This is a genomic window from Rathayibacter sp. VKM Ac-2759, from assembly GCF_009834225.1.
In the GTDB taxonomy this organism is placed as follows: domain Bacteria; phylum Actinomycetota; class Actinomycetes; order Actinomycetales; family Microbacteriaceae; genus Rathayibacter.
This window is the reverse complement of record NZ_CP047176.1, coordinates 1,138,807-1,155,273: the sequence shown is the minus strand read 5'-3', so window position 1 is coordinate 1,155,273 and position 16,467 is coordinate 1,138,807. Positions and strand designations below refer to the sequence as shown.

Here is a 16,467-nt window from a genome sequence, read left to right as displayed (position 1 = left end):
CGTCACTTCTCGCGGCACCCATCCAGGGGCCACGCCCTCCAGCCCGCCACGAGGAGGAGGGCGCCTGCGCGAACGCGCTCCCGTCACCCCTGCCGGTCGCGCGGAGAAGCCGCTCGGGTCCCAGCGGTGAGGGCAGAAGGAGACACCGACCCGCACGCCTGCTGGTCGAGTAGCCGCCGCAGGCGGCGTATCGAGACCCACGAGCGCCCGCAGATGCGGCGCGCGGACGCCGAGCCCTCGGGCGGCTCTCAACATCGCAGCGTTCCTCGGCAGGTCCTCTCGGGGCACGAGTCGTCCGATCGTGGCGCGAAGGGCGGTCCCGTGTCGGTGCTCGCTGATTCGATCTCCGCATGGCATCAGCAGCAGAGATCAGACCCGCGGAGGCGACACTCGACGCGATCCGCGAGGGCGCCGACGAGGTCGGCCGGCTCGCCCGCGAGGCGTCGCCGTCACTGCTCGCCTCCGACATCCGCCTGTACCAGGTGTACCGGGCTGCGCTCTCGATCCCGCTCTCGTTCGCGCGCGGCGGCCTGTCGAATCGTGAGTCGAACCATCTCGTGGAGCGGTCGATCCGGGCGGAGCTGGCGGTCGGGTCCGGAGTGTCCGAACGCGATGTGGCCCACGACCTCGAGCGCGCGCACCTGCTGGTCGAGGACCTCCCGGCCACCCGGGCGGCCCTCGCCGAAGCGCGGATGCGGTGGACGACCGGCATCGTCATCTGCTCCGTCGCGGCGACCCTGCCCCAGGAGTCCCTCGCCGAGTTCGACGCTCGCGCGGCCGACGCGGCACTGACCAGGACCCCCGCCCAGCTGCGACGCCTCCTGGCGCGGCTGCGGGACGAGCTGCACGAGACGCCCCTCGCCGAACGGCACGCACGCGCCCGCCAGGACCGCGCGGTGTGGCTCACTCCCGAGATCGACGGGATGGCGACGCTCTCCGCGCACCTGCCGGCGCCGCTCGCCCTCGGCGCGTATCACCGCCTCGACCGCATCGCTCGGACCCTCCGCGGCGACGAGCACGGCGCTGTCGCCGACGGCGGCCGCACCGGCGACGAGCGCACGCTCGCCCAGCTGCGCGCCGACGCCCTCACCGACCTGCTCTGCGACGGCGACATCGCCGGCACCACTCCGGCCGGCGACGGCCCGACGGCCTCGCCGACGTTCGTCCCCGGAGTGCGCGCCGAGGTGCGAGTGACGCTTCCCGCGAGCACCGCCTCCGGGGTCGACGACGCCCCCGCCGACCTCGACGGGTACGGCGCGATCCCCGCGACCGTCGCCCGAGAACTCGCGGGAGTCGCCGCCACGTTCACCCGCGTCCTCACCGACCCCGGCACCGGCGCCGTCGTCTCGGTCGGCCGCACCCACCGCGTCCCGCCCGCGCAGATGCGCCTCGCCCTCCAGCTGCGCGATCAGACCTGCCGCTTCCCCGGGTGCACCCGACGAGCGTCCACCGCCGAGGCCGACCACACCCTCGAATGGCGCAACGGCGGCCACACCTCCCTCGAGAACCTCGCGTCGCTCTGCACCGCCCACCACCACGTCCGGCACGGCGACCGCTGGACCTACCGACTCCACCCCGACGGGACCGCGGAGTGGACCACCCCCACCGGCCGCCGCGCCACCACCCGGCCACCCGCGCTCCCCGGACGCCCACCCGCACCACCCCCGCGGTTCAGCGGGACCCATACCACCGCAGGCACCGCGGACCCGACATGAGACGCCGTGTCTCTCCGCCTTGTGACGAATTGGCGCGAGACGCACACTGTGGCCACCCGATGCCGACCACCCGACGGCCCGCCCTCCCCTGACGACCCAGGACACCGATGCCCGCCGCCGTGAGCACCCTTCTCCGCAGCCCCGAATCAGCACCGCCCCTCCCCGACGACCCCGTGCGCTCGATCTGCGTGATCGACGATCACGCCATCGTGCGGTCGGGGATCGCCGAGCTGCTGCGCGGCACCGCCGATCTGCGGGCCGATGCGGTCGCCTCCACCGTCGCCGAGATCGAGGAGGACGCCGCCGCGTTCGATCTCGTCATCCTCGACCTCCGGCTCGGCGACGGCAGCGAGGCTGGCGAGAACGTCTCGCGGCTGATGCGCCGCGGCACGCGCGTCCTGATCTTCTCGGCCGGCGACGATCCCGACTCGGTCCGCTCCGCCGCCCGGGCCGGCGCCCTGGGGATGGTGCGCAAGTCCGAGGACGACTCCGTGCTCCTCGACGCCGTCCGCTCGGCGGCGCAAGGCGTCGCGGTCGCCTCGACCGACTGGGCCGCCGCGCTCGACGCCGACGTCGAGCTCGCCGACGCCGGCCTCAGCGCTCGCGAGCGCGAGGTGCTCGCCCTCTACGCGGCGGGCGAGAAGGCCCAGCGCGTCGCCTACCTCACCGGGCTGTCGCGCGACACGGTCACCCACTACGTCGGGCGGATCCGCGCCAAGTACGCGCGGGTCGGCCGTCATGCGGGCACGAAGGTCGAGCTCTACATCCGCGCGATCGAGGACGGCCTGCTCGAAGGCCCGCTGTGAGCCGGGGCGCCGCCGCGCCGGAGGACGCGCCGAGCTACGGCATCGGCGACCGGTTCGAGCGGATCTTCGTCGTCGCCTTCAGCATCGGCGGCATCGCGTTCCACGCCGTCGCAGCGCTGGGGTTCGCCGAGGACGGCGGCGCCGTCTCGCCGCTCTGGGCCCTCGCCGCCGCCGTCCTGGTGCTGCCGGCTCCGCTGGTGACCCTGATCGTCGCCACCCGCGGGTCGCTCGGCGCCGTGCGGATCGTGCTCCGCGCGCACGTCGTCCTCTTCGCCGTCGTCGTCCTCGCGCTCGTCCCCGCCGTGCCGCGCGGGAGCGGTAGCGCGGTCACGTCCTGGCTCATCGACGCGGTCCCGGTGGCGATGACCGCCGCGGCTGTCGCGTTCCCCGCCCGTGTCGTACCGCTCGCCGTGGCCGCCGTCTGCCTGCTGCTCTTCGGCGTCCGCGCCGCCACGTCGGGGTCGCCCGTCGTGGCCATCGAGGAGGCGATCGACATGGCGATGGTCGGCACGGTGTTCGCGGGGCTCGCCCAGGCGATCCTCGGTGCCGGTCGCTCGCTCGAGCGGGCGACACGGGAGTCGGTGCTCTCGGCCGCCCGCGCCGCCGGGCGATCCGGGCGGCGCAGCGAGCGCATCCGGGTCGGGGCGCTCGTGCACGACGAGATCCTGTCGTTCCTGCTCAACGTGGAGCGGATCAGCCAGTCGGCCGAGCTCTCCCGCTCGGCGGCGCGGGTCGCCCTCGCGCACCTCGCCGAGCTCCGACTGACCGACCCGTCGGGCCCGACGCCGAGCCGGGCCGTGCTGACCGCGGGCGAGTTCGTCCGTGCCGCCGGAGTCCGCGTCACGGAGGCCGCGCCGCTGGCGACCATCAGCACGCGCGTCGAGTCGGGCGCCACCGCCGTCCCCTCCCCCGTGGCCGACGCCCTCATCGACGCGACCGTCCAGGCCGCGCGCAACGCCGTGCAGCACGCCCGCTCCGCGGAGGGCGCCCCGGCCGCCGTCCGCGCGTCGATCGTCGTCGACGACCGCGGTCTCTCGATCGAGGTCAGCGACGACGGAGGAGGGTTCGTGGTCGCCGCGGTCCCGCACGACCGCATGGGACTGACCACGAGCATCCTCGCCCGCGTCGCGCAGATCGCCGGTGCGACCGCGCAGATCGCGGCCGAGGCGGGCACCGTCGTCCGGCTGGAGTGGCGCCGATGACCCGCCGGCGGCGCCTCGAGCAGAGCACCGACGTCTCCGACCTGCTCGGCTTCGGCGGCGGCCACGTCCGCGTGATCGGCGTGTTCTTCGTCGGGGCCAACCTCCTCCTCGCCGCCCTCAACCTCGACTGGTCCCGCCGCCCGGCCGGCACCCTCGCCGCCGTGGTGATCGTCGCCCTCCTCGTCGCGCTGGTCGTCCACCGACCCCGCGATCCCCTCCCACTGCCGAGCACCCTGGTGATCGCGGTCGGAGCGCCGGCCGCCACCGCGCTCGGCTGGTGGGCGCTCGAGCCCCGGGGCTGGGAGGGGAGCTTCGCCACCTGGTTCCTCGGCGGGACCGCCTTCCCGCTCTTCGCCCTCTGCCTCCGCGGCCGGATCCTCGCGGCGCTCCTCGGGCACCTCGCGGTCGGCACCGTGACCCTCGCCTGGATGCCCACGGGCGGCCACAGCGCGCTCGTCGGTGTCGAGTCGGTGTCGAGGTACTCGATCCTGCTCGTCTGCGGGATCCTGTTCCGGCTCGGCCTGCGCTACGCGATCACCAGGATGGGCGAGGTGCGGGCCGAGCGCGAGCGCCTCGCCTCCCGCACGGCCGAGGCCGACGGGCGCTTCGTCGAGCGGGAGAAGCGCGTGCGCCTGGTCGCGGATCTCGCCGAGCCGCTCCTGGCGAGAGTGGCCGCCGGCGAGCCGTACTCCCCCGCCCTCGCCCGCGACGCGGCGAACGTCGAGGCGGGGATCCGCGACGGGCTGCGCGCCTTCGGTCTCGTGCGCGATCCGCTGGCCTCGAGCGTCCGGGCGGCGCGTCTGCGCGGCGTCGAGGTGGTCCTCCTCGACGACTCGGACGGCGATCTCGACGAGCCCACGCTCGACCGCGTCGCCGCCACCGCCGCGCGCGCCTTCGAGGAGGTCGGCTACGGCCGGGTCACCGTCCGGCTCCTGCCCCCCGGCCGCGGCACGGTCGCCACCATCGTGGCCGACACCGAGCCGGGCCTGCACCTCGAGGTGGTCTAGGCCGCGAGCCGCCGCTCTCGATCCGCGTCCGTGTACTCGGCCCGGGGGTTCAGCGCGAGCGCGTCCCGGGTCGCCGCCCGGGCGAGGCTGAGCGCCGCCGACAGCCGGGGCCGACGCACGGTGCCCGCGGTCCGCCCGTAGACGTCGACGTGCGCGAACGCGGGTGCCCAGGTCGGTCGCGGCCGGCGGTTGCGGACGCCGGCGGTGAGGTGCAGGAACGCCTGGACCGAGCCGAGCGCCGAGGCCGCGTCGACGCCGGGCGCGATCGAGGGCAGCGGCGCGGGAGTCGTCGACGTCACGGCTCGCAGCACCCGCAGGTCGGTGTAGGGCGGGATCACGGGCAGCGTCCTGCCGAGCGCGGCCGGGCGTCGCGCGATCTCGTCGAGCGGCAGCTCCTCGGTGAAGCCGAGCATCCGCTCGACGGTGCGCCGCGAGCGCGGGTGGAACGAGGTCGCCTGCGCGGCCCAGCCGACGTTCATCACCCACAGCACCGGCAGGTCGAGCCCGCGGGCGGTGCGCGCCAGCAGGACGCCCACCTCGGGGGTCGTCACCTCGGTCTCGTCGATCACCAGGTCCGCGCCGTGGGCGAACTCGAGCGCCGTGTCCGGGAGGACCCCCTCGGGGAAGACGTCGACGGTCGCGTCCGGGTCGAGCGCCAGCACCGACTCGCGGAACACCTCGGCCTTGTTCCGTCCCACCGCCGCCCGCGTGGCCCCGGGCACCCGGTTCGCGTTCTCGGGTTCGAAGACCTCCGGGTCGGCGACCGAGAACGATCGCACTCCCATCTGCGCGAGCTTGAGGCCGAGCTGGAAGCCGTCGCCGCCGACGCCGGCGAGCGCGACCCTCGCCGAGCACAGGGCGATCTGCTCCGCCTCGCTCCAGAAGCCGAGGTTCCGGGCGTACCTCGGTGCCGTGACGTCGACGCTCACGCCGCCAGCTCCTGATCGCCGTCGAGCCCGACCAGGATGTCGCGCGCCGTGAGGTAGCGGCCGGGGAGCCAGCGGCTGAGCCGACGGATCGGCGGGACGTCGATCACGATCGCGACGTTGACGCTCCGGTAGGCCTCGATCCAGCGGCGCTCACCGATCCTCGTCGCGGTGAGCGAGGGGCGGAGCAGCCGCTCGAGCACCGGGTCGACCAGCCCGTAGGCGGAGCGGAGCCCGGCCTCGTCGAGGAACGCGAGCACCGCCGCGTACAGCTCCAGGACGCTCTCGTGCTGGTGGGCGCGGTCCTCGTGGCGGGCGATGAGCCGCGAGACCTCGACCGAGGGCTGCGGCGCCGGCCGGGGGCCGAAGACCTCCGGCCAGTAGCGCTCGACCGGGAGGCGGTCGTCCGGCACCGAGCGGATGACCCGGCCCTTGACGATCAGGCGGAGTGCGGCGACGATCCGCACCTCGCCCGCCGACTCCTCGACCACCGCGAAGGCGAGCGAGCGCACGTCGTCGGCGTCGGTCTCGCCCCCGTCGGCCGCTCGCGCCGCGGGGAGGAAGCCGTTCTCGTCGACGTAGACCTCGCGCCGGAGCTCGAGGAAGCGGCGGTAGGCGGTCTCGGATCCGGGGACGGGGACGCCGCCGGAGCCGATCAGTCCGGTGGTGCGCCGGAGGGTGGATTGCTGCAGGTCTCGCATGGGGTTCTCCTCGACTCGGGGTGTCTGTTCCGACGAGTCCGATCGTGGAGAACGGCCGGGTTCCGAAGAATGGGCACGTCTGCCCGAGGGGAGAGGTACCCGTCAGACGACGTCGTCGAGATCGACCGCGACCGAGCTGACCAGCGCGAGCAGCGCCTCCGCGTAGGCGTTCTCGGCGGCGTCGTCCTCGAACACGCGGGGCCGCCCGCCGAGCTCGACCTCGACCTCGAACCGGGCCCCGGCCGTGCGGCGGAGCGAGCGGAACGTGCCCCGGAGCAGCTCGCGGAGCTGGTCCTCCCGCGGCAGCCACAGCGAGTCCTCGACCGAGACGGAGTCGAGCGCCCACTCCGTCGTGCCGTTGAAGCCGAGCACCGTGCCGCTGGGGTACTCGTGCGCCTCGATGGTCATGTCGCTGACGGTGAAGACGTCGCCGTCGAACCCCTCGCGCTCGATGCGGAAGCGGTCGCCGGTGACGGGCGTCCAGCGCACACCCGCGGTCCGCAGGGCCCTGGCCAGCTCGGAGGAGATCATCCTGCGAGTCTCGCGCGCCTTCCCGGGTGTCGGCCGCGAAGCGATCGGCGGGGCCGATGTCGGTGGGTGAGTTTACGTTCATGAAACACCCGGTTCACGTGCCGGGCACCCGCACTGCTTAGCGTGGCTATTCCGTGCCCCTTTCGGGGCGCGGCGATCGAGAGGACCATCCATGCCGGACGCCCCCGCGTCGACAGCACCCGCGTCGACAGCCCCCGCACCGACGCGACACCGCCCGAGGCGCGGTCTCGGTCTGGCGCTCCTCGCCGGGCTCTCGCTCGCCGCCGCCCCGCTGGTCGCCACGCCCGCGACCGCGGCACCGGGTGGCGACGAGCTGGTCATCAGCGAGGTCTTCGCCCGCGGCGGGTCCGCCGGCGCCGCGTACACCCACCGCTTCGTCGAGCTCTTCAACCCGACCGGGGCCGACATCGCCCTCTCGGGCCTCTCGCTGCAGTACCGCTCGGCGACCGGCACCGCGAACCCGACCACGACGGTCGCGCTGTCCGGCACCGTGCCGGCCGACGGCCACTTCCTGATCCAGGGCGCCAGCAACGGCAGCAACGGCGCCGCGCTCCCCGCAGCCGATCAGACCGCGAACGGCCTCAACATCGCCGCTGCGGGCGGCACCCTCTTCCTCGTCGAGGGCACCTCGACCCTCGTCGCACCGCCGACCGGAGCCGCGGCGCAGCCCGACGCCGTCCTCGACCTCCTCGGCTACGGCACGTCGAACACCTTCGAGTCGGCCGCGGCGACGGCGCCCACGCTCACCGAGTCGATCGCGCGCGCCGACACGCCCACCGGCGACACCGACTCCAACGCCGCCGACTTCAGCGTCGGCGCGATGACCCCCGAGTCCAGCGGAGGCGCCACCGCGCCCGAGCCGACCCCGACGGCCACCCCGACCCCCACCCCGACCCCGACCGCTCCCCCGACGAGCGCGCCGACGGTGACGATCGCCGAGATCCAGGGCACCGGAGCCGCCTCCCCGCTCGTCGGGCAGACCGTCACCACGACCGGCGTGGTCACCGCCCGCTACCCCTCCGGCGGCTACAACGGCTACGTCGTCCAGACCGCCGGCACGGGCGCGCAGGGCGAGGGCCGCACCTCCTCCGACGCCGTCTTCGTCTACTCCTCCGCCTCGGTCGGCTCGGTCGCGATCGGCGACCACCTGCAGATCACCGGCGCCGTCAGCGAGTTCAACGGCCTCACCGAGCTCACGCCGACCTCGGCGGCGACCGTCGTCACGCTCGACTCCCCGGCCGCCGCGCCCGTCCCCGCCGCCGTCGGTCTGCCCCGCACCGCCGAGGAGCGCGAGACGCTCGAGAGCATGCTGATCGCGCCCCAGGGCGCCTTCACGGTCACCGACACCTACGACCTCAACAGCTACGGCTCGATCGGCCTGGCCGCCGGCGACTCCCCGCTGCTCACGCCGACCGAGGTCGCGCGCCCCGGCACGCCCGAGCTGGCCGCCGTCGTCGCCGACAACGCCGCCCGCGCGATCACGCTCGACGACGGAGCCTCGATCAACTTCCTGGGCTCGGCCGCGAACAAGGCGATCCCGCTGCCCTACCTCACCCCGACCGAGCCGATCCGGGTCGGAGCGCCCGCGACGTTCACCCGGCCGGTCGTCCTCGACTTCCGCAACAGCGCCTGGGCCCTCCAGCCGACGACGCAGCTGACCGTCGAGAACGCCGACTCCGTGCAGCCCGCGACCTTCGCGGACACCCGCGAGGCGGCCCCCGAGGCCGTCGGCGGCGACTTCTCGATCGCCTCCTTCAACGTGCTCAACTACTTCTCCACCACGGGCGACTCGATCACCGGCTGCACCTTCTACACCGACCGCGACGGCGACCCCGTCACGGTGAACTCCGGCTGCGACGCCCGCGGAGCGGCGAACGCCGACGACCTCGAGCGCCAGCAGGCCAAGATCGTCACCGCGATCAACACCCTCGGCGCCGGAGTCGTCTCGCTCGAGGAGATCGAGAACTCGGCGAAGTTCGGCAAGCCGCGCGACGAGGCCCTCGCCACGCTGACCGCCGCGCTCAACAGCGCCGCCGGCTCGGAGGTCTGGGCGTACGTGCCCTCCCCCGCCGCCCTCCCGGCCCTCGCCGACGAGGACGTCATCCGCACCGCGTTCATCTACAAGAAGGCGGTCATCGAGCCCGTCGGCGAGTCCGAGATCCTGCTCGACTCCACCGCCTTCTCGAACGCGCGCAAGCCGCTCGCCCAGGAGTTCCGCCTGATCGGCGACGCCGAGAGCGAGTTCGTCGCGATCGTCAACCACTTCAAGTCGAAGGGCTCGGGAGAGGGCGCCGATGCCGACCAGGGCGACGGCCAGGGAGCCTCCAACGCCTCGCGCGTGGCGCAGGCCACCGCGCTCGTCGCCTTCGCCGACCGCCTCGAGACCGAGAAGGCGACCGATCTCGTCTACCTCCTCGGCGACTTCAACGCCTACTCGAAGGAGGACCCGGTGACGGTCATCACCGACGCCGGCTTCGTCGACCAGGGATCCAAGGACGGCGAGTACTCCTACGCCTTCGACGGGGCGGTCGGCTCGCTCGACCACGTCTTCGCCTCCCCCGCCGCCGACGCGACGGTGACCGGGGTCGACACCTGGAACATCAACAGCGGGGAGTCGGTGGCGCTCGAGTACAGCCGCTACGACTACAACGCGACGATCTTCTACGACACGTCGGCCTTCCGCTCGAGCGACCACGACCCGGTCGTCGTCGGGCTCGACCTGCCCGAGGCGGCGCCCGCGACGGTGATCGACGTCGCCACGAGTGCGCAGACCAAGCGCCTCGGCCTCCTGCGCTCGCTGACGGTGACCGCCGTGAACAACGGACCCGAGGCCGTCGCCGTCGAGATCGCGACGCCCTACGGCACGAGGACGAAGAGCTCGGTGAAGCCCGGCCAGTCGTTCTCGACCACGTACGTCACGCTGCTGCGCCCGATCAAGGCCGGAGTCGCCACGATCGAGGTCACCGCGAAGGACGGCACCGAGCGCACCTACGAGCAGGCGTACAGCGCCCGCTGAGCCCTGCGCGACCCCTGCCCCTCCCTCGGGCACGCCTCCTAGAGTGCGGACATGCCCGAGGGAGACAGCGTCCACCGTCTCGCCGCCCGCCTCAGGCGGGCGGCGGACGGGCGGACGATCGTCGCGGGCGAGCTGCGCTCGGGCGACGCGGCGGGCACCGACCTCGCCGGCCTCCGGGTCCTCGAGCACGTCACCCACGGCAAGCACCTGCTGACCCGCCTCGACGGCGGCGCGACCCTGCACACCCACCTGCGGATGCAGGGCTCCTGGACGGTGACGGCCCCCGGCCGCGCCGTCCCCCGCCACCTGCAGAAGGACGTCCGCGTCCGTCTCCGGCTCGACGACGACACGACCGTCTGGGGCCTCGACCTCCCCGTGGTCGAGCTGCTGCCCACCCGCGAGGAGCACCGGGCGATCGGCCACCTCGGTCCCGACCCGCTGCGCTCCGACTGGGACGCCGAGGAGGCGGTCCGCCGCCTCTCCCTCACGCCCGAGCGCCCCGTGATCGCCGCCCTCCTCGATCAGCGCCTGATCGCGGGGCTGGGCAACCTGTGGGCGAACGAGGTCTGCTACCTCCGCGGTGCGTGGCCGTGGCGGCCGGTCGGCTCGCTCGACGTCCGCGCGCTCACCGCGACCGCCGCGCGCGCCCTCCGCGCCTCCGTCACGGTGCCCGGCATGTTCCAGACCACGACCGGCGACACCCGCCGGGGCGAGCGGCACTGGGTGGTCGGGCGCGCGGGGCGCCCCTGCCGACGCTGCGGCACGACGGTGCTCGTGCGGGCCGAGGTCCCCGACGACCCCGAGCGCCGGCGCACCTGGTGGTGCCCGCACTGCCAGCCCGCACCCTGACGAGCGCTCGTCCGCCGATGCGAACCCGTCTCCCCCTGCGTAGGCTGACCACGACGACAGGCGGAGGAACCGGATGAGCGACGTGTGGGGATCCCCCGATCCCGCTGCCCGGAGAGAGGTCGAGCCCGCCGGAGCGGCGGCGCCGTCGGAGCGCACGGCCGACAGCCCGGCGCGCGTCGAGGACACGGAGAGGGCGCAGGCCGTCCGGCACCTCAAGCAGCGCCGCGACTTCTTCAGCACCCTCGGCGGGTGGGCCAGCGTCTCGGCGATCACCACCGGCATCTGGGTCGCAGGAGGCGCGGACGGCTACTTCTGGCCGATCTGGCCGATGATCGGCATCGGCATCGGAGTGGTCGGCCAGGCCGCGTCCACCTGGGGCCCGATGAAGAAGGACATCACCGAGGCCGACATCGCCGCCGAGATGCGCAAGCGGGAGCTGCGCGGCCACTAGTCCGACCGGTCCCAGGGGACCGCCGAGAGCGCCTGCTAGTCTCCCGAGGAGCGCTCCGGCGACCCGACGGCGGCGCTCACGGCACAGCGTGGCGCGCCGGACCCGCGGCGTTCCGCCTCCGGCACCGCCCACTGACGGTTTGGACACCTTTGGCCGACTCCACCCAGCCCCCTTTCGATTTCGACGAAGTGCCGCCGCGGAAGCGGCCGAGCCGGCGAGCCGTGATCCTCGGAGCGGTCGGCGCCGGTCTGGGAGTCGCCGCTCTCGGCGGAGCCGGCTACACCGCCTACCAGGCGTTCCGCCCCGACGACTCCCCCAGCGTGCCGGGCGACTCCGGCGCTCCGCCCCTGGAGCTCGATCTGCTCCCCGGCGTCCCGCAGCCCGTGCAGTCGTTCGGGCCGAACGGCACCCACTGGCCCTCCGGCACCCCGTGGATCACCGGCGACGTCGACACCGAGATCGAGGTGGACTGCTCGTGGACGGCCATCGCCGAGGCGATCACGACCGCCCTGACGACGGCCGGCCCCGCCGACACCATCCGCATCCTGGTCGCGCCCGGCGCGCTCTCCGGCGGCGGCGCCGGCGCGAGCTCCACCCCCGTGATGCAGGACGTCGGATCGCTCGACCGCGAGAACCGCATCCTCGTCTACCCGCGCGACGGCTACGGGACGGTCACGACCGACAACTCCTGGCGCATGCTGCGCGTCAACGGCGTCACGATCGCCGGACTCGTCACCACCGGCGGCTTCCTCGTGTCCGGCTGCTCGGGATCCGCGTTCGCCCGGATCAAGGTGGACGCCGCCTACAACGTGCACGGCGCCGACGGCGTCGCGTACACCGAGAACGTCGAGGTCGTCGAGGTCGTGGTCCCCGCGGCCCAGCTGCGCGACGAGGACGTGACGAGCCTCCGCACCCCCACGAAGGGCGACGGCGGCCTGCGCTACGTGCGGCGCGTGGCCTGCTACACCGCTCCCGGGTACAAGGAGAAGAACTCCAACGCCCACACCGACACGATCCAGTTCTCGGGTCAGGGCGACAACTACTACGGCGACTTCACCAGCGTCGACTGCATCGACTTCGCCTCGACCAACACGGCCTTCCAGATCGGCTCCGCGCCGAACGTGCGCTACGAGCACTGCCTGGTCGTCGGCGGCGACGTGGTGCACCGCGTGTTCCCGCTCCCGGACGGAGCGGACACCGGGGGCAACTTCGCCGCCTCGAACGGTCCCGGTGCCGATCAGGGCTGCTCGGCCGTCGACAGCATCTTCATCGGAGCGATCGGCGCGTCCAGCTGGTCCGAGGTCACCGACTCGACGGTCGGCTACGAGGGCACGTCGGCCCCCGACGCGGGCGAGTGGACGGTCGACCCGTCCATCCTCGAGTGGGGCGCCGACGAGGTGCACGAGCGCAGCCCCCAGGTCACCGACGAGTACCTGGCGAGCATCTGGGTGTGACGAGCGGGGCCGCTCGCGCCTAGGCGTGCCGGCCGCGCCGCGTCGGGCGGGCCAGCGCGGTGATCGCCCGGGGGACCGAGAACAGCGGATCGGAGGGGATCCTCGCGAGCAGGCTGCGGATCCCGAGCGAGAGCGCGACGATCGCCGCGGTGACCAGCGGCGGGTAGGCGAGCTCGGCGAGCGGGTTCCGGAGCAGCGCGACGAGCCACTCCGCCTCCGGATCCGCGAGGAGCGACCACAGCCCGAGCAGCGGCACCTGCAGGAGGTAGATCGGCAGGGTGCGTCGGCCGATCGCCGACCCGAGGCGGGCCGCCGGAGCCCAGCGGCACAGGAGCGCGGCCGACGCGACCGCGAGCGGGATCGCTCCGGTGCTCGCGACGAAGCCGAACACGTCGGCCGCCGAGCCGTCGACCAGGTGCCCGCCGAGGACCGCGAGCAGGAAGACGCCCAGCGGAGCCAGGAGCACCACGACCCCGGGGCGCGAGAACCGGCGCAGCTGCTCCGCCCCCAGCACGCCGAGGGCGAAGAAGACGAAGTTCTGCAGCAGCGCGTCGCCGAAGAGGATCACCCGGAGGTTCGCGGCGACGAACCACGCCGCGGCGCCGATCAGCAGGATCGCCCAGTCCGGCACCCGCAGCGCGCGGAGCCCGACGAGGACGAGCGGGTAGACCGCGAGCGCGAAGATGAACCACAGCGTCGTCGTGGGGAACACGAGCTGCAGCGCGAACTGCGCGAGCGTGTCGATCGAGTGCGGGAAGTCCGGGCGCGCGAGCAGTGCGAAGAAGACCCCGTACAGCACGACCCACACCACGTAGAGGTACGCGTTCGACACCAGCCGCAGCCGCGCCGTGCCGGCCCGCCAGCCGAGGAGGAGTCCGCGGTGCGCGAGGAGACCCGAGAGGGCGAACAGGATCGGCATCCGGATGCGGCCGAGCGAGCTGCCGACCTGGTCCCAGGCGGCGGCCACGGCCGAGGTGCCGTCGACGAGGCCGGCGTAGTTCCAGATCAGGACGTGGAACAGGACGACCGCGACGACGCCGAGTCCGCGGGTGGTGTCGACCCAGGCGAGACGCTCGCGCGCTCCCGCCACCTGCTCCGCTTCCCCGACCACGGTGCCCAGTATGGGGGCACCTCGCCCAGGGAGGAATTCACCCCGGCGGGGGGCCTGGGCGCTCAGACCGCGCCGTCCAGTCGCCCGACCGAGGTGACGACGACGACCGCCGCGCCCGCCTCGTCCGACTCCGCGAGGTCGACGACGGCCGAGATCCCCCAGTCGTGGTCTCCCGCCGGGTCGGCGAAGATCTGGCGGACCCGCCACCGGGTCGGCTCCTCCGTCACCAGCAGCATCGAGGGGCCGCGGGCGTCGGAGTCGGTGCCGATCGAAGCGTGCTCGTCGTAGTAGTCGTCGAGCGCGGCGCCCCACGCGTCGGCCCCGAAGCCGGGGTCGAGCTCGCCGAGGGCCTCGTGGTCGTCGAGGGCGGCGAGCGTCACCCGGCGGAACAGCTCGTTGCGCACGAGCACCCGGAACGCGCGGTGGTTCGCGGTGAGGCGGCGCGGTGCCGGCGGCACGATCGACTGGTCGGCCGCGTGCAGCGTCGGGTTGATCAGCTCCTCCCACTCGTCGACGAGCGACGAGTCGACCTGCCGGACGAGCTCGCCGAGCCACTCGATCAGGTCGTGCAGCTCCTCGTTCTTGAGCTCGTCGGGGATGGTCTGCCGGGCCGCGCGGAACGCGTCGGACAGATAGCGCAGGACGAGCCCCTCCGACCGCGAGAGCTTGTAGAAGGCGGTGTACTCGCCGAACGACATCGCCCGCTCGTACATGTCGCGCACGACCGACTTGGGCGAGAGCTCGAAGTCGCGCACCCACGGCTGCGCCGCCGTGTACGTCTCGAAGGTCGCCTCGAGCAGCTCCTCGAGCGGCTTGGGGTGGGTGACGCTCTCGAGCAGCTCCATCCGCTCGTCGTACTCGATCCCCTCCGACTTCATCGCGGCGACCGCCTCGCCCCGCGCCTGGAACTGCTGCGCGCCGAGGATCGGCCGCGGGTCGTCCAGCGTCGCCTCGAGCACCGAGATCACGTCGAGGGCGAAGCTCGGCGACTCGGGGTCGAGGACGTCGAAGACCGCGAGCGCGAAGGGTGAGAGCGGCTGGTTGAGCGCGAAGTTCGGCTGCAGGTCGACGGTGAGGCGGATCCGCACCACGCCGTCCTCGCCGACGCTCTGCTCGACCACGCCCGCCTCGCGCAGCGTGCGGTAGATGCCGAGGGCCCGCCGCGCGAGCTGGAGCTGCCTCCGCCACGGCTCGTGGTTGTCGAAGACGAGGGAGTGCACGTGCGCGTAGGCGTCGCCTCCGCGCGCGATCACGTTCAGCAGCATCGCCGAGGTGATCGTCATGTGCGAGGTGAGCGTCTCGGGCTCCGCGTCCACGAGCTTGCGGAAGCTCGGCTCGCCCCAGCTGACGAAGCCCTGCGGCGCCCGCTTCGCGACCCACTTGCGCCGCTTCTTGGGGTCGTCGCCCATCTTGTCGAGGGCCTTCCGGTTCTCCGACTCGTGCTCGGGCGCCTGGACGACCACGGTCCCCGCGGTGTCGTAGCCCGCGCGACCGGCGCGCCCCGCGATCTGGTGGAACTCGCGCGCCGAGAGCTGGCGCATCCGGGTGCCGTCGTACTTCGTCAGCGCCGTGAGCAGCACCGTGCGGATCGGAACGTTGATGCCCACGCCGAGGGTGTCGGTGCCGCAGATGACCCGCAGCATCCCCTGCTGCGCGAGCTGCTCGACCAGGCGGCGGTACTTGGGCAGCATCCCCGCGTGGTGCACGCCGATGCCCAGTCGCAGCAGCCGCGAGAGGGTCTTGCCGAACGCGGTGGTGAAGCGGAAGCCTCCGATCACCTCCGCGATGCGGTCGCGGTGCTCGCGGCTGGCGATGTTCGCACTCGTCAGCGCCTGCGCGCGCTCCAGCGCCGCCGCCTGCGAGAAGTGCACGACGTACACCGGCGACTGGTTCGTCGACAGCAGCTCCTCGATCGAGTCGTGGATCGGCGCGATCTCGTAGAAGAAGTGCAGCGGCACCGGGCGCTCGACTCCGGTGACCGTCGCCGTCTCGCGCCCCGTGCGCCGACTGAGGTCGGCGGCGAGCGCCGTCACGTCGCCGAGCGTCGCCGACATCAGCACGAACTGCACGTGCGGCAGCGTCAGCAGCGGCACCTGCCACGCCCAGCCGCGCGAGGGGTCGGCGTAGAAGTGGAACTCGTCCATGACGACCTGGTCGACGTCCGTGTCGGCCCCGTGCCGGAGCGCCAGGTTCGCGAGGATCTCGGCCGTGCAGCAGATGATCGGCGCATCGGGGTTCACGGAGGAGTCGCCCGTCACCATCCCGACGTTCGAGGCCCCGAAGACGTCGACCAGCGCGAAGAACTTCTCGGACACGAGCGCCTTGATCGGCGCCGTGTAGTAGCTCCGCCTCCCGTTCGCGAGCGCCGCCGCGTGCGCCCCGATCGCGACCAGCGACTTGCCCGTCCCGGTCGGCGTCGACAGGATCAGGTTCGCTCCCGACGCGATCTCGATCATCGACTCGTCCTGCGCCGGGTACAGCGGCAGCCCGCGCGCCTCGGCCCACTCGGTGAACGCCAGGTACACCGCGTCGTCGTCGACGCGCCCGTCGGCGTCGGGCGTCGGCATCCGTTCGAGCAGCGTCGGGGTCATCCCTCCATCCTCCCGGAGTTTCCTCGGAGGGGCGTCCCCGCCGGCCCTCCGCGCGGTCGGCTCGTCAGCACGGCCGCGTCCCGCTT

13 protein-coding genes are annotated in these 16,467 nt (G+C 73.4%); 8 read left to right on the top strand and 5 right to left on the bottom strand.

What is annotated here, in order from left to right; translation table 11 throughout:
• Positions 1 to 350 precede the first annotated feature (350 nt).
• From GSU68_RS05285 to GSU68_RS05270, 4 genes are all read left to right on the top strand, one after another.
• The gene (locus GSU68_RS05285; RefSeq protein ID WP_159906131.1) at positions 351 to 1,715 is read left to right on the top strand and encodes an HNH endonuclease signature motif containing protein; all 1,365 of its coding nucleotides are present in this window, start codon (positions 351 to 353) and stop codon (positions 1,713 to 1,715) included.
• 107 nt (positions 1,716 to 1,822) lie between these two features.
• Positions 1,823 to 2,521 (top strand): response regulator transcription factor, encoded by a 699-nt coding sequence (locus tag GSU68_RS05280; protein WP_159906129.1) that lies wholly within the window; start codon positions 1,823 to 1,825, stop codon positions 2,519 to 2,521.
• Positions 2,518 to 3,723 (top strand): hypothetical protein, encoded by a 1,206-nt coding sequence (locus tag GSU68_RS05275; protein ID WP_159906127.1) that lies wholly within the window; start codon positions 2,518 to 2,520, stop codon positions 3,721 to 3,723. Before GSU68_RS05280 ends, GSU68_RS05275 begins: the two co-directional genes overlap by 4 nt.
• The gene (locus GSU68_RS05270) at positions 3,720 to 4,730 is read left to right on the top strand and encodes a hypothetical protein (protein WP_159906125.1); all 1,011 of its coding nucleotides are present in this window, start codon (positions 3,720 to 3,722) and stop codon (positions 4,728 to 4,730) included. Before GSU68_RS05275 ends, GSU68_RS05270 begins: the two co-directional genes overlap by 4 nt.
• Here the strand turns inward: GSU68_RS05270 and GSU68_RS05265 are convergent.
• The 3 genes from GSU68_RS05265 to GSU68_RS05255 all read right to left on the bottom strand — a co-directional run bounded on the left by GSU68_RS05265 (position 4,727) and on the right by GSU68_RS05255 (position 6,888).
• Positions 4,727 to 5,659, bottom strand: coding sequence for a ThiF family adenylyltransferase (locus GSU68_RS05265; RefSeq protein WP_159906123.1), 933 nt, complete (start codon positions 5,657 to 5,659; stop codon positions 4,727 to 4,729). The genes GSU68_RS05270 and GSU68_RS05265 overlap by 4 nt on opposite strands.
• Positions 5,656 to 6,357 carry a hypothetical protein gene (locus tag GSU68_RS05260; protein ID WP_159906121.1) on the bottom strand — a complete coding sequence of 234 codons (702 nt, stop codon included), beginning with the start codon at positions 6,355 to 6,357 and terminating at the stop codon, positions 5,656 to 5,658. The genes GSU68_RS05265 and GSU68_RS05260 overlap by 4 nt, the downstream gene beginning before the upstream one ends.
• 102 nt (positions 6,358 to 6,459) lie before the next feature.
• The gene (locus GSU68_RS05255) at positions 6,460 to 6,888 is read right to left on the bottom strand and encodes a pilus assembly protein CpaE (protein WP_159906119.1); all 429 of its coding nucleotides are present in this window, start codon (positions 6,886 to 6,888) and stop codon (positions 6,460 to 6,462) included.
• A 172-nt stretch (positions 6,889 to 7,060) separates the two neighbouring features.
• Between GSU68_RS05255 and GSU68_RS05250 the strand changes: the two genes are divergently transcribed.
• From GSU68_RS05250 to GSU68_RS05235, 4 genes are all read left to right on the top strand, one after another.
• A complete protein-coding gene (locus tag GSU68_RS05250) occupies positions 7,061 to 9,925 on the top strand; it encodes an ExeM/NucH family extracellular endonuclease (protein ID WP_159906117.1) in 2,865 nt (954 codons plus the stop codon).
• Positions 9,926 to 9,976: 51 nt separating this feature from the next.
• Positions 9,977 to 10,774 (top strand): DNA-formamidopyrimidine glycosylase family protein, encoded by a 798-nt coding sequence (locus GSU68_RS05245; RefSeq protein WP_159906115.1) that lies wholly within the window; start codon positions 9,977 to 9,979, stop codon positions 10,772 to 10,774.
• Between the two features lie 73 nt (positions 10,775 to 10,847).
• Positions 10,848 to 11,225 (top strand): 2TM domain-containing protein, encoded by a 378-nt coding sequence (locus tag GSU68_RS05240; protein ID WP_159906113.1) that lies wholly within the window; start codon positions 10,848 to 10,850, stop codon positions 11,223 to 11,225.
• A 221-nt stretch (positions 11,226 to 11,446) separates the two neighbouring features.
• Positions 11,447 to 12,679 (top strand): hypothetical protein, encoded by a 1,233-nt coding sequence (locus GSU68_RS05235; protein WP_159906111.1) that lies wholly within the window; start codon positions 11,447 to 11,449, stop codon positions 12,677 to 12,679.
• 19 nt (positions 12,680 to 12,698) lie between these two features.
• Here GSU68_RS05235 and GSU68_RS05230 read toward each other — a convergent pair whose 3' ends face one another.
• On the bottom strand, positions 12,699 to 13,790 hold the full coding sequence (locus GSU68_RS05230) for an acyltransferase family protein (RefSeq protein WP_159906109.1): 1,092 nt from the start codon (positions 13,788 to 13,790) through the stop codon (positions 12,699 to 12,701).
• A 62-nt stretch (positions 13,791 to 13,852) separates the two neighbouring features.
• The gene (locus GSU68_RS05225) at positions 13,853 to 16,381 is read right to left on the bottom strand and encodes a DEAD/DEAH box helicase (RefSeq protein ID WP_159906107.1); all 2,529 of its coding nucleotides are present in this window, start codon (positions 16,379 to 16,381) and stop codon (positions 13,853 to 13,855) included.
• Between the last annotated feature and the right edge of the window lie 86 nt (positions 16,382 to 16,467).

Bases quoted from the DNA above. Each gene is read 5' to 3' on its own strand.
- GSU68_RS05285 (WP_159906131.1), top strand. From the start codon at position 351: ATGGCATCAGCAGCAGAGATCAGACCCGCGGAGGCGACACTCGACGCG.
- GSU68_RS05280 (WP_159906129.1), top strand. From the start codon at position 1,823: ATGCCCGCCGCCGTGAGCACCCTTCTCCGCAGCCCCGAATCAGCACCG.
- GSU68_RS05270 (WP_159906125.1), top strand. From the start codon at position 3,720: ATGACCCGCCGGCGGCGCCTCGAGCAGAGCACCGACGTCTCCGACCTG.
- GSU68_RS05260 (WP_159906121.1), bottom strand. From the start codon at position 6,357: ATGCGAGACCTGCAGCAATCCACCCTCCGGCGCACCACCGGACTGATC.
- GSU68_RS05255 (WP_159906119.1), bottom strand. From the start codon at position 6,888: ATGATCTCCTCCGAGCTGGCCAGGGCCCTGCGGACCGCGGGTGTGCGC.
- GSU68_RS05250 (WP_159906117.1), top strand. From the start codon at position 7,061: ATGCCGGACGCCCCCGCGTCGACAGCACCCGCGTCGACAGCCCCCGCA.
- GSU68_RS05245 (WP_159906115.1), top strand. From the start codon at position 9,977: ATGCCCGAGGGAGACAGCGTCCACCGTCTCGCCGCCCGCCTCAGGCGG.
- GSU68_RS05240 (WP_159906113.1), top strand. From the start codon at position 10,848: ATGAGCGACGTGTGGGGATCCCCCGATCCCGCTGCCCGGAGAGAGGTC.
- GSU68_RS05225 (WP_159906107.1), bottom strand. From the start codon at position 16,381: ATGACCCCGACGCTGCTCGAACGGATGCCGACGCCCGACGCCGACGGG.